Below are 12,889 nucleotides of genomic sequence, written 5' to 3' on the forward strand. Positions count from 1 at the left end.
TCCATATTCTTAATGATTATTCATGATATATAGGTTTTGGTTTAAAAAAAGTCAGGCAGGAACCAAATTCCTTTCAACGTTCAGTTCGCTTACATTTAACCCTTGTTGTTCCGTCTTCTCGTTTGTTTCTTCTTCCACGATGAGATCAACGACTCTCAACTGGAATTCCTGCAGGGCTTTAACCGCAGGGCTTTCTGTGTTGATTTTATAAAGCCAGGTATTGCCTATGCGTCTTGTTTTCTTTACGATGTCGTAACGTTCAAGGGTGTCCCAGAAGGTGTAGAGGGTGGAACGCCCAACGTCTGCGCATTCGGCAATTTCTTTCTTGGTGTATTCCAGTTCGTCCTGCGTTATCAGCAGGTCTAATACTTTTACCTGCGGGCTGTCCCCGAAGATTTCAGTGAACATGGTCACAACCTATGCGTTGGTTGTATTTATATCTAACTTTGGATGTCCATTATACTGGAAAATCCTGTATCTCATAAGACTCCCCTGAAATAATGCCCTGTGGTATATTCTCCTTCGCAAGGTTTTCCCCTATTCTTATCCATCGCCTCCCTGTACGCCCTCGTAATCTTTCCGGTCTTATCCTTATCATACATCCCCGCCTCAATCCTCAGGCAGCTCACTCCCGCTTCCATTATCTCAGGCACATACTCAAGCATGCACATCTCGCGGGAGTTCATCAAATAAGTTCTTCCCTGCAGGTCTGTTTTCACAGGGAAAGCAAAGCCCTTCTCATCCTTCAGCAGGGCATCCTTGATGCTTCCCAAAAAAAGGCTGTCCACAAGACCGTGCTCCGAGACCATCAGGGGGAAATTGCCGTGCACTATGCATTCAGCGGCGCCGTAAGATGTAATGTTTCTGATTTCATCAAGCGTAAGCTCAGGCGAAAGCGTAACTCTCTGGCTGTAATTTAAAAGATAACCCATCGTCAATCTGTTGAAAACATTGAGGGGATAATCTATGATTATTGGCTTTGCAGTGTCTAAACTACGAAGATGATATAAAACCCCGAGATTGGAAACAAGGAAACCATCTGCGTCCAAATCCGTATTCAACCCACTCATTTCTTTGACTATCCTTGGCGTATTGATAAATACACCAGCGCCCTTTTTGCGCCCGTATTCAAAGGCGCTATGGAAATCCTCCTTGTCAACAAATCTGCGTTCATCGGCGTCATGCCCGCCGTTATGCATAGACACGTATGCCTGCGGGCATACGTGGATGCGCCCTCCCGAGGCGCGACTCGGGGCGTTCATCTGCGGTTCGTTATTTTCGGATATGTCACCACAAATATAAACAACATCGGCGCCGCCATCAACCGCAGCCTCAAAACCTTCGATAGTATTAGTGTTCACAGCCAGCATTGGCTTGACTTCAGCGTTTCTCTTCCCAGAAGGAATTTCAGGCTTTTTACACTTTCGTTTCAATTTTTGCGCTCGCTCTGCCTCCAGCCGAGCAACCGCCTTGCGGCGAAGTTCATTCAGTTCGGAAACCGGAATGAAAATATTCTTATCTATTTCAAATGAAATTTCTTGCGCCTCAAAAACAGTATTTCCAAGCTTTTTCAACTGGGTTGCTATCGAGTTTTTGGACATCGGCTTACTTTCTGCTCTGCTGACGATTCCACCATAAATTATGATTTCATTCTCGTCATCATTTATACAGAGTTCAACAGGCTCGCCGATTCTGGCTTTAACTGATAATTTTACTTGAATCTTCCTGATGCTTTTTGCTTCTAAAGAAGCCATGAGCCTGCTATCGTAAGTCTTGAAAACGGCGCTGCCTCTGTCAATTTCGACATCAAAAGGTATCTTAACCAGACCTGAGCCTGCTGCGCTCACTCTTTGATTGTTGACATACATGCTCCTGACAATAACCCCATCCCCTCCTCCTGTCCCGATGCCGTCTCCCGCTCTCAGCGGCGCTTTCAGGTATAATGAAAGTAATTTTTTCCTGTTATCATAACCAGCAACAGCGCCGATCTCCGTACCGATATTGTAAGGGTATTTTCTACTCATCAATTCGCTTCCCGGATTCCCAAAAAAGTATCCTGTGGTAAATCCGCGGTTGAAAAGCGCCAGCAGCATGTGCTTCTCGTCATCCATAACCCGAAAGTTTTCCGGCGCCTCAAAATATCTCTCGATGAGCTTTCTGTATATGCGAACCACTCCAGCTACGTATTCGTGGCGCTTCATCCTGCCCTCGATTTTGAAAGAGTCAATCCCAGCCTTCACCAAAGCGGGAATGTGCTCGCTCATGTTGAGGTCTTTGGGGCTGAGGAGATACCCTTCAACATCGTTGATGCAATATTTTTTTCGACAAGGCTGGGCACAGTACCCGCGATTCCCGCTCCTGCCCCCGATCATGCTGCTCAATAAGCATTGCCCTGAATATGAAAAACACAGGGCGCCGTGGATAAAAGTCTCGATCTCAATCGATGTTCCAGATTTTATCCACTTTATTTCATCCAGCGATAACTCACGGGCGAGCACCACGCGCTTCACGCCCATTTCCTGCAGGAATCTCACTCCTTCAACGTTATGGACGGTCATCTGGGTGCTGGCATGGACAGGAAGCTCAGGAAGCTGCTCGCGCAATAAGTGAAGGATGCCGAGGTCCTGCACTATGACCGCATCCGCGCCTGCATTGCAGAGGAACCGGAGATAATCGCAGGCTTCTTCAAGCTCGGAATCCTTGACGAGGGTGTTCACGGTTACATAGGCTTTAACGCCTCTGGTATGCGCATAATCGATAGCCCATTCAAGCTTTTCGTTTGTAAAGTTGGAAGCATACTGCCTTGCGCTGAAGAGCTTTCCCCCGAAGTACACGGCATCTGCTCCGTTCTCGATGGCTGCTATCAGGGCTTCTTTGCTGCCAACGGGTGCGAGAAGTTCGGGTTTGTGCATGCTATTTTATGACTTCACTTCTTCCCTTCTCCCCGTTCAACCTGAACAACTCAGCCACCGTGTCCAGGAACCGTTCATCGTCATGCTCCGCCGCATTCCTGAGTATCTTCGTGGGCTCGGCAAGAATCTGATTGGCAAAAGAATGCGTCATGTCATCCAGCACCTGGCGCTCGATGTCGCCGATGGTATGCCTTGCTTTCAGCTTATTTACAGCTTCTTCGCGCTCCATTTCCCGTATTTCCTCAACCTTTGAATAAAGAGCAGAGATAATATTGTCCGCCTGCTGGCGCTTGTACTGCCGCTTCAAGAGCACAAGTTCCTCTTCGATGATAAGCTCAGCCTTCTTGGCTTCCTCCCGCCGTCTCTCAAGGTTTGCTTCGCTTATGCTTCTTAAGCTGTCGATATTATGCAGGCTGACGCCATGAAGATCCTCCACGCTGCTTTCGATGTTCCTCGGATTCCCTATGTCAATAAGCATGAGTTCGTTTTTTTCTCTTTTGTCCATTGCACGGGATATAATCTCATGGGTCAATACATAATGCGGCGCTTTGGTTGCGCTTATCACCACATCCGACATCGGGATGTATTTCTCTAAGGACTCGTACCTCACAGCCCTTCCTCTCAATTCGCAGGCAAGAGCCTCAGCCTTGTCAAAAGTCCTGTTAGCCACGTAAATGACTTTTATGTTCTTATTCGCAAGCGCCCTTGCCACAAGCGTCCCCATCTCGCCAGCGCCTATCACCATCACAGTCTTTCCTTCAAGTCCGCCGAGGTTACTCTCAGCCAGTTCCACCGCAGCAGAACCGATGGAGACAGAGCCTTTGTTGATCCCTGTCTCGCTCCGGATGCGCTTTCCGACCTGTATCGCTTTACCAAAAGCAGTATCAAGCGTCTTTCCTACCGCGCCCGCTTTCTTTGCCATCAGGAACAATTCCTTTACCTGACCGAGAATCTGGTCTTCCCCAACTATCATGGACTCAAGGCCGGAGGTCAGGCGCAGAAGGTGGCGCAGCGACTCCTCATGGTCAAGAAAATCGATGATCCTCGATGAGACCTTCATGTGTTTTGCGAATTCAAAAAGTACCTTGCTCCCTTTTGGCGAGACAACGTAAACCTCGACACGGTTGCAGGTTTTAAGCACCGCGCATTCCTCAACGAGTTCATGCGATTTAAGCCGCAGCAGCAATTGGTCAATACCGCCATGCCATGCGCTTTCCATCTCCTCGATTGTCGCCTTGGTATGCGTGATAAGCATGCTTGATATTTCAGTCATTCTCGTTCTCTATATGTTTTAAAGCTATCATATATGCTTTGTCATAGGATTCTCGGAGTGCCGCCCAGACCTTCTCGTCGTTGAGGATATTCCACAGGATCTCCTTGCGTTTTTTCTGGTCTTCCACACGGATTTTAAGTTTTTCACGGAGCTCGTTTTGAAGCCTGGACATGAGTGCAAACTCAGGAGTTATTACTCCCTCTATCCTTTCACGGATAAATTTTGAAAGCGCAGGGCTTTTCCCGAGTGTTGATATCCCGATTACAATATCTCCCCGCTCTATGACCGATGGCACAATGATATCCCCCAGGTCATCCACGCGGTTTACAAGTTTCCCGCTCTGGCTTGCGATCTCTGCTATCTTTTCATTCAACAAAGCGTCGTTTGTAGCCGGGATTGCAATAAATGCATCTTTCAGATACCGGGATATCTCCTTTTCAGAAATGTCTTTTACTTTGATAAGTTTTATTTTATCTTTCAGGGAGTTTAATAGAGGCGTGAATTCCCGGCTTACGGCAGTTACACTTGCATGCTCGCAAAATAGCTTTGCTTTGCGCTCACCCACCTCTCCCCCGCCGAAAATCACAACTTCTTTTCCCTTAAGGTTGAGCAGCAGTGGTAAAAAATCCCTCATAGCCTCACACCGGTTTTCTTAAATTCCTTCTCACTGAAAAGTATGCTGTAATCCTTGATGCCCGTGGCAAGAGAAATCTCCTTTGCTATTTTTTCACATTCCTTGCGCGAATAGGCATGTATCATGGTATAAAGGTTGTATTTCCAGTCAGGGAAACGGGGGCGTTCGTAGCAGTGTGTGACCTCTGGAAAACCAGCCATGATGGCTCCAACTTCTTCTACTTTTTCTTCCGGTACATTCCATGTGCACATGGCGTTTGCGGTAATCCCGATGACCCTGTGCCCTATCGATGCGCCAAAGCGCCTTATAACTCCCTCTTTTATCAGGTTATCCAGCCTCTTCAATACCTCGTCTTCCGAAAGTGCAAGTTCCTTTGCTATATTTTTGAACGGCTCGGAGACTATCGGTATGCCGTCCTGTATAAATTTCAATAGCTGTATATCAATCTCGTCCATAATTTTCAGAAATATTTATTTAATGGATACGCATAAGTATAAATTAGGATGATAATTTTACAAAACGTTTTAGAAGTCATAAATGAAATAATAGTTTTACCTGTTGCTGTAATAACTTTCTTTTTATTGGTATATATAGTTGCATATCTCTGGCAAAAAGACCCTGATGTAATAAGATCTAAGATTTTTTATAGGGATCGAGTTCAGGAAGTTGGCACAATCGAGGATGCGGCGAGGTATGCTTGTCCATCGCCGTAATATTCTTATCTAAAATGACAACCAAAATGACAACCAAAATGACAACCAAAATGACAACCAAAATGACAACCAAAATGACAACCAGAACGACAACCGCTATTACGTAAAAACATAGTTTGCTCCTCTACCTTTGCCTTCCAATTTGATAACTTCCAGTTTAACAAGCTTGGTTAGTTCTTTAAGAGAAGCCTGTCTTGTGATTTTAAACATCTTTGCCACATCTCCTGCTGTAATCTTCCCGTTTTTTTGAAGAATTTCGATGATCTTCATCTGTCTTTCCGTAAGAGCGACCTGACCCCTCGATTCCTTCTTGTGTTTTTCAAGAGAAAGTCTCAAGACCTTTTCTTTGACTTTTGTTATGGACATAAGAACCCCGTCTGTAAAGTATTCAAGCCATTGTGTAAGGTCAAGGGTTCTCTGGTCAACCGATTTTAAAGCATTGTAATATGCAGTCCTATCGCTGTCGTAATAATCATCCAGAGCAAAAAATTTTTTTATGTCAAAATCCCGCTGATTAAGAATAAGTGTTGCAAGTGCCCGTGCAGTCCTGCCGTTGCCGTCAACAAAAGGATGGATTCTTACAAATTCATAATGAGACAGACCGGCAACAATAACGGGGTCGAGGTTATAAGAATCATTTGAATTTATCCATTCAATAAATTCCCTCATCAACTCCGGCACTTCCTCAGGCGGCGGCGGCATAAAAATGACTTTACCAGTGATTCTATTGCCGACATATACCTGAAGTTCCCTGTATCTTCCTTCATGCTCAGGCTTTTCCAGAGTTTCCTTTGTTACATCCTTATGTAATTTCAAAATAATTTTTTCAGTTATTTTACCCTGTTCCTGATATTTTTCTATATTTTCTAAAACCTTCAGATAGTTCAACACTTCCTGCTTTGCTTTTCTTGCAGCCGTGACTTTTCTTCCCTGAGCGAGCTGGCTGACCTCTTCCAGAGTTAGCGGATTTCCTTCTATTGCCGTGGAGGCGTGTGCTGCCCTTATCAGTGCGTCTATCCTTAGCGATATTTCCCATTTCGGCACGAGATATGAATTAAGAACTGCTTCTCTGGCTGAGGCTATCTCAACGAGGTTATTGACTATTTTGTGGGTGTATTTGAAGTTTGGGTTAAACAAATTTCTTTCCCCATTTATGGTTTTAATCCGTGGTTAGAATCATTATATCCTCTCTATCCCCATCCTCATCTTAACCCCCTCAACATCCCAATCCTTCACAAGCGCGCCCCATACCTCAACGCCAGAGCCCATATCCAGCGATTTCGCCCTTACCTCGCCAGCAATAAAATCCTTTAATTCCAGAACAAGCTCAACCACGCTTGCATCCCTGATTTCCACAACAGCTTTTATTTCCTCCTCAACAGCAAGATCAAGCTCCTTTCTCATATCCTGTATCCTCCGGATAACCTCGCGTGCATACCCTTCTGATTCAATCTCCCGCGTAAGTTCAGTGTCAACATACACGTCCCCTGCTGAAAATTCAGCATGCGCAATTGCTGGCGGGATCAAGTTCCTGAAACTTACCATCTCCTGCGTGATCACACCGGCTTTAAGTTCAAAACTGCCAGTTTCCAGAATTGCTTTCTTTATTTCTCTGGCGTCTCCTTTTTTTAACCCGGCTATTACCTTGCCTGCATCTTTTTTAAACACAGGACCAAGCGCCGCATGATTAGGCATTACCTCCACGCCGAGTTCTTCCCATACTTCGCCGACCTTGAGCAGGACAATCTCCTTGGCATTGGTCTGCTCTTTTAATACGGATTCAAGGCTTTCCACTGCTTTTCTGACTTCATCTTCCTTTGGAGCCACAACAATTCTTTTCACAGGCCACCGCAGCTTCCGCTTCAGTTTCTGCCTTGCGTTGGAGGAAGCCTCAACGATTTCCCTTATAATATCCATATTTTTTTCAAGTTCTACATCCACGAATTCTTCGATAGGCGAAACCCAATCGCACATGTGAACGCTTGCGGGCGCATCAGTATTCACGTTTCGCACAAGGTTCTGGTACATTTCCTCGGAGACATGGGGCACAAAAGGCGCTATGAGCTTTGTCACTGTAACAAGTACCTCGTATAATGCATAATATGCTGCCAGCTTGTCAGGGTCGTTTGCTTCGCGCCATGTTCTCGGTCTTATGAGCTGGACATACCAGCGCGAGAGGTCCTCAAGTATGAACTCTGAAATGGGACGGGTGGCTTTGTGAAGGTTGTACTCAGACATGGCAGTATCCACCTGTTTTATGAGCGACTGCACTTTTGAGAGAATCCACCTGTCTTCAGGGCGCAGGGGCAGCGATGCAAGATTATCTTCAATATCAACCGGATTGAAGTTATCAAGAACCATGTAAGGCAGCGGGAAACGATATACATTCCAGAGGATATTCAGCATCCTGTGCATATTCCCTATCTCATCCCAGCTGAATTTCAGGTCATCCCATGGTGCATTCTGTGAAAGCACATAAAAGCGCAGCGACTCTGCTCCATATTTCGCAACAATTTCCTCAGGCGAGACCACGTTACCAAGACTCTTTGACATCTTCTTGCCTTCGAGGTCAAGGGTAAAACCGTGCATCAGAACACTCCTGTACGGCGCTTTCCCAAAGGACACCATACTGGCGCCAAGCTGCGAATAGAACCATCCTCTTGTCTGGTCATGACCTTCCGTGATAAAATCGGCAGGCCACCATTCTTTAAACGTTTTTTCATCGCGCGGGTAATTCAGCGTCGCCCATGAAGCCACTGCGGAATCAAACCATACGTCAAAGACATCAGGAACCCTGCTCATCCGGCTGCCGCACTTACTGCATTTGATATGGATATTATCGACATGAGGTCTGTGAAGGTCAGAAAGCTTTTTCACTCCCGATCTTGATTTAAGCTCGTCCATCGTGCCCATTACCTCGACCTCGCCGCAGAAATCGCATACCCATACAGGAATGGGGATTCCCCAGTACCTCTGGCGCGATATGCACCAGTCACGTGACCCTGTTACCCAGTCAGCAAAGCGGGCAGAACCTGCCCATTCAGGGTACCATTTTACCTTCTTGATTTCTTCCAGCATTTTTTCCTTGAGATCGGTAACACGCAGGAACCACTGCTCTGTGGCTAAATATATGATCGGGGTCTTGCATCTCCAGCAGTGACCATAGCGGTGCGAAATCTTCCCGCTTGCAAGCAGCAGGTTTTTTTCCGCAAGGTCGCTAAGTATGACTTTATTCGCATCCCTGACATGCATACCTTTGTATTCCCCTGCCTCTTCTGTGTACCTGCCATCGGTACCAACGGGACAGAATATCGGAAGGTTGTGTTTTATCCCCAGTTCAAAGTCGTCAATGCCATGGCCAGGGGCAATATGAACGCATCCTGTGTTCTCAGCCGTGACAAAGTCAGCCATATAAACGTTATGCCTGAATTCCTTCTGTTTGGGTACTTTGTCGCCAAGAGGAGGCTTGTATTCGATATCCAGTTCCTCGCCAAGGATGGTCTCAAGGACTTCGTAATCTTTATACTTCCCCTGTTTCAGGACTTTTTCCTTGAGCTCTAAAGCCATTATGAGTATCTCTTCTTTGCCATCCTTTACTGCCCTGACTTTTGCATACTCAAATGAGGGATGCACAGCAACTGCGATATTGGCAGGAATTGTCCAGGGCGTGGTTGTCCAGATTACGATGTAGGTATTTTCCTCGTTCGCAAGTGGGAACTTGATGTATACCGAGGGGTCGGTCACATCAGCATATTCTACCTCGGAATCCGCTATGGCAGTCTCGCATCTGGGGCACCAGTTCACTACACGCAAGCCCCGCTCAAGGAGCTTCTTTTCATGCGCCTGCTTCAGTGTCCACCAGGCTGCCTCGATATATTCATCGCGCAAGGTCATATACGGGTCTCTCCAGTTAAGCCAGACTCCCAGGTTCTTGAACTGGAGCGTCATTTCATCCCTGTGCGTCAATGCAAACTCCTTGCATTTATCTATGAAATTGCCAACGCCGTATTTCTCGATGTCCTTTTTAGATTTGAACCCAAGCACTCCTTCCACTTTTACCTCGATGGGCAGACCGTGCATATCCCAGCCCGCGCGGTCAAGGATGTGGAAGCCCTTCATGGATTTGTAGCGCAGTATGGAATCCTTGATAATCTTATTCCAGGCAGTGCCGAGATGTATCCTGCCCGTAGTATAAGGGGGACCGTCCACGAAAAAGAACTTCTTTCCGTTTTTCCGCAGTTCCCTTACTTTTGAGTAAGCGTCTATTTCATCCCAGAATGCGCGGATATTCTGTTCTATGGTTGTTGCATCGTACTGCGCTGCCTCTTTTAACATGAAAATAATCTCCAGGGATTGTGGGGTAGTAAGGCGATAATGCAATTAAAACTTATTGTTTAAAAAATCCCTTCCGAGCCTCCAAAAGTATCTATAAATCAATAGACAAATTAGACATGAATTATATGCAGCGCCTCCCACCCAACCAGCGTCAGACTACAAAGTTCCCAGTCCAGCATTTCGGAAAAGTGCCGGAATTCGATAAAAATACATGGGATTTTCGCGTCGAAGGTCTTGTGGAAAATCCTGTAAGGCTGACATACGACGAATTCCTGGCGCTTGAAAAAACAGTCGATGTGAGCGACTTCCACTGTGTGATGGGATGGAGCGGGTTTGACAATAAATGGGAGGGAGTGCGTTTCAGCGATATCGCAAAGCTCGTAAAACCCAAAAGTGGCGCCCGATTTGCAACCATTGAAGCTGACGGCGGATATACCACCAGTTTGCCCATAGCAGAGCTGATGGAGCTCGATGTTCTTTTTGCGTATAACTTCGATGACAAGCCGCTTGAGCCCATACACGGCGGACCTCTTCGGCTCGTGGTTCCCAAAAAATATGCATACAAGAGTGCAAAGTGGGTGAGAATTGTAAAGTTCACCGAGGAGCAGGAATCAGGTTTCTGGGAGCAGCATGGGTACAGCAACAGCGCAGACCCGTGGAAAGAGGAGAGGTATTCGGATTAAATTGTCAGTTTTACTCATCCGAAATGATTTTAACCTAAAAATGAGATAGTACATCTGTAATAATCTAATGGAGGGTTTATGAACAGATTAATAAAAATAACGGCAGTTCTGCTTGTAACCGCATTGCTGGCTCTGCCTGTTCTTGGAGAGACGGACAGCATGATGCGTGGAAAAGCAGGGGACATGATGAAAAGAGGACAGGAGATTCGAGGCGCGGGCGGCATGATGGGAATGGGATTCATGCACAGCGCAGGCAATAGCTACGGCAGATACGTGACCTTTACTGTGGACAACAAAACAGGAGAGATCACGGACTACGGCATTGCCGGCATCACTGTTTTTGATAACATAACGGTTGCCAACTTTGATTTCAAAGAATCGCAGACGCTGGGCGCATTGACAAGAATCACCAACAAGGACGGCTCCGTAGTATTACAACTGCATGATAATCCTGTGGCTGTGATTAACATCAGGACAAAAATAGCAACGAGTATCACTTTTAAACTTGCGGTGGGTGTGAAGGCTTCAAAACAAAATAATGTAATAAAAATTGATGCTGATAACCTGACTGCATTTATCACGGGGACCAACGCAACATCCATAAACATCGCAGGAGATGAGATTAAAATCGAATCCGGCGCGGGGAATGCTATTTTCAGGGCAGTGCCTGTGAATATGCCTTTTAGCGAGGGACATGAAAAGTTCATGGAAGAAGTGATGAAAAAAAGGGCAGGGGCAGAGATTGATGTCGGAGATTATGACAAATCTTCGATTGCAAACTATTCGGACGATATGAACGTGATGATAAGGTCGATGGAAAAAAATCGCATGAGAATGACCGTTAGCTCCACAAACCCGTCCGGGAGATTCTTTATGATGAACATCGACAACAGCTCTCTGAGCTGGACTGGAGGACAGAAGATTAACCTCTACATCGACAACAAACCCATGAGGCAGGTCATGAGCGCGGACGATCTGTATAATGCCACCGAATCATCGTTCTGGCTGACCATGCAGGGTGGAAACCGCATGCAGGCGTTGATGTATATCGCAAACTTCTCTGAGCACACCGTGGACGTGGTGGTGGAAGAAGGAACGCCTGTACCAACAGCAACGCTTACGCCTGCAGCGACACCACCAGGAACGCCAACCCCAAAGATGCCGGGATTCGAGCTGACGGTGGGATTACTGGGCGCAGGACTTGCGTATCTCTGGCGGAAACGATGAAAAGGGCAGGTCGGTGGTTAACCACCCTGCCTATTTTTAGTAAGACAACTATTTCAGCAATTCACTTATCCTCACAAGCGGAATGAGTTCAACATTAGCATCAGCAAGGCTCTTGCTTGCTCCTTCCTCGCGGTCAACCACCACTATGACATAACGGATAACCAGCCCCTCGTCCCTTAATGTTTTTATGGCTTTCAGGACAGAACCGCCTGTCGTGGCAACATCCTCAACCATCAGGACAAGCTTTCCGCGAATAAAATCGCCTATGATTTGCTCCTTGATGCCATAATCTTTTACTTCTTTCCTCAATATTATCAGAGGCAAAACCGTTTCAAGCGAGACGGCAGCAGCAATAGGCACCCCGCCGAGCGCTACGCAGCCGATATAATCCGCATGGATGGAACGGGACTTTAATGTCTCTGCTATGCGCTGCGCTATTAATTTTAATATCTGTGGATTCGTGCTTGCTTTCTTGATATCAACGTAATACCTGCTTTTCTTTCCCGAGGCGAGGGTGAATTCGCCAAACTTAATAGCTCCACATCCCTTAAGGGCATCCGCAAGTGATTTCATTACCAGGGCTCCTTTTTTAATTTAATATGAAAACCGATAATATTGGTTAATCTGTGAAGTATCGGTGTCAGGATGAGAACTATAATAATTATCCAGTACGTAAAGTTTTCAGTAAACCATTGCGGATCAACAATATAGGCAAGAATCCATGCACCTGCCACAAAATCCAGCTGGTCGATCAGCAGCAGTTTTTCCCCGCGCTCGAATCCAAGCCTTCGTTTAAAAAAACTTTTTACTATATCCCCGAGCAGAGCACCAAATGAAAGAGCTATCACAGCAGTTATTGACGGGATTACAAAGATTTCACCTGCTGGCGAGACCTGTCTTTGAATAAGACCAATGATAATCCCGCATGCTCCACCTCCTACCAGCCCGCGGAAGGTCTTGCCCTCACCCAGAATTCTTCGCCCGTCCCGCCATTTCTTCCCAAGGTCAATGGGAGTCCCGCCTCCAAAGATTACAGCCGTGGGGTTCGCGATATACGCGGGCAGCATCAGCCACACCGCTTTTATAATAATTGCAATTATCGGGAGCATATA

General features: G+C 46.3%; 12 protein-coding genes. 3 read left to right on the top strand and 9 right to left on the bottom strand.

Annotation, left to right across the window (positions count from 1 at the left end):
• Nucleotides 1–51: 51 nt before the first annotated feature.
• From O8C68_08645 to ahbB, 5 genes are all read right to left on the bottom strand, one after another.
• On the bottom strand, nucleotides 52–408 hold the full coding sequence (locus O8C68_08645) for a hypothetical protein (GenBank protein MCZ7395871.1): 357 nt from the start codon (nucleotides 406–408) through the stop codon (nucleotides 52–54).
• Nucleotides 409–479: 71 nt separating this feature from the next.
• Complete coding sequence (locus O8C68_08650) at nucleotides 480–2,912, bottom strand: U32 family peptidase (GenBank protein MCZ7395872.1); 2,433 nt, start codon at nucleotides 2,910–2,912, stop codon at nucleotides 480–482.
• Between the two features lies 1 nt (nucleotide 2,913).
• On the bottom strand, nucleotides 2,914–4,185 hold the full coding sequence (gene hemA, locus O8C68_08655) for a glutamyl-tRNA reductase (protein MCZ7395873.1): 1,272 nt from the start codon (nucleotides 4,183–4,185) through the stop codon (nucleotides 2,914–2,916).
• Entirely contained in the window at nucleotides 4,178–4,819 is a 642-nt protein-coding gene (locus O8C68_08660; GenBank protein MCZ7395874.1) for a bifunctional precorrin-2 dehydrogenase/sirohydrochlorin ferrochelatase, read from the bottom strand. The genes hemA and O8C68_08660 overlap by 8 nt, the downstream gene beginning before the upstream one ends.
• Nucleotides 4,816–5,274: a siroheme decarboxylase subunit beta gene (ahbB, locus tag O8C68_08665; GenBank protein ID MCZ7395875.1), complete on the bottom strand. Its 459-nt coding sequence runs from the start codon at nucleotides 5,272–5,274 to the stop codon at nucleotides 4,816–4,818. The genes O8C68_08660 and ahbB overlap by 4 nt, the downstream gene beginning before the upstream one ends.
• 48 nt (nucleotides 5,275–5,322) lie before the next feature.
• Between ahbB and O8C68_08670 the strand changes: the two genes are divergently transcribed.
• Nucleotides 5,323–5,532, top strand: coding sequence for a hypothetical protein (locus O8C68_08670; protein MCZ7395876.1), 210 nt, complete (start codon nucleotides 5,323–5,325; stop codon nucleotides 5,530–5,532).
• A gap of 99 nt (nucleotides 5,533–5,631) precedes the next feature.
• On the opposite strand, the gene O8C68_08675 is transcribed toward O8C68_08670, so the two are convergent.
• Both O8C68_08675 and ileS read right to left on the bottom strand, forming a co-directional pair.
• Nucleotides 5,632–6,669 carry a Fic family protein gene (locus O8C68_08675; GenBank protein ID MCZ7395877.1) on the bottom strand — a complete coding sequence of 346 codons (1,038 nt, stop codon included), beginning with the start codon at nucleotides 6,667–6,669 and terminating at the stop codon, nucleotides 5,632–5,634.
• A gap of 42 nt (nucleotides 6,670–6,711) precedes the next feature.
• Nucleotides 6,712–9,867, bottom strand: a complete 3,156-nt coding sequence (ileS, locus tag O8C68_08680; protein ID MCZ7395878.1) for an isoleucine--tRNA ligase — start codon at nucleotides 9,865–9,867, stop codon at nucleotides 6,712–6,714.
• A gap of 125 nt (nucleotides 9,868–9,992) precedes the next feature.
• Here ileS and O8C68_08685 point away from each other — a divergent pair, with 125 nt between their 5' ends.
• Both O8C68_08685 and O8C68_08690 read left to right on the top strand, forming a co-directional pair.
• Complete coding sequence (locus tag O8C68_08685) at nucleotides 9,993–10,550, top strand: sulfite oxidase-like oxidoreductase (GenBank protein ID MCZ7395879.1); 558 nt, start codon at nucleotides 9,993–9,995, stop codon at nucleotides 10,548–10,550.
• A gap of 78 nt (nucleotides 10,551–10,628) precedes the next feature.
• Nucleotides 10,629–11,777 (top strand): hypothetical protein, encoded by a 1,149-nt coding sequence (locus tag O8C68_08690; protein ID MCZ7395880.1) that lies wholly within the window; start codon nucleotides 10,629–10,631, stop codon nucleotides 11,775–11,777.
• Nucleotides 11,778–11,825: 48 nt separating this feature from the next.
• Here the strand turns inward: O8C68_08690 and pyrE are convergent, their stop codons facing one another.
• Together pyrE and O8C68_08700 are read right to left on the bottom strand one after the other, a co-directional pair.
• Nucleotides 11,826–12,350, bottom strand: coding sequence for an orotate phosphoribosyltransferase (gene pyrE, locus O8C68_08695; GenBank protein MCZ7395881.1), 525 nt, complete (start codon nucleotides 12,348–12,350; stop codon nucleotides 11,826–11,828).
• Nucleotides 12,350–12,886 (bottom strand): CDP-2,3-bis-(O-geranylgeranyl)-sn-glycerol synthase, encoded by a 537-nt coding sequence (locus tag O8C68_08700; GenBank protein MCZ7395882.1) that lies wholly within the window; start codon nucleotides 12,884–12,886, stop codon nucleotides 12,350–12,352. The genes pyrE and O8C68_08700 overlap by 1 nt, the downstream gene beginning before the upstream one ends.
• Nucleotides 12,887–12,889 lie beyond the last annotated feature (3 nt).

The organism is Candidatus Methanoperedens sp., from assembly GCA_027460525.1.
Classification (GTDB): Archaea; Halobacteriota; Methanosarcinia; order Methanosarcinales; family Methanoperedenaceae; genus Methanoperedens.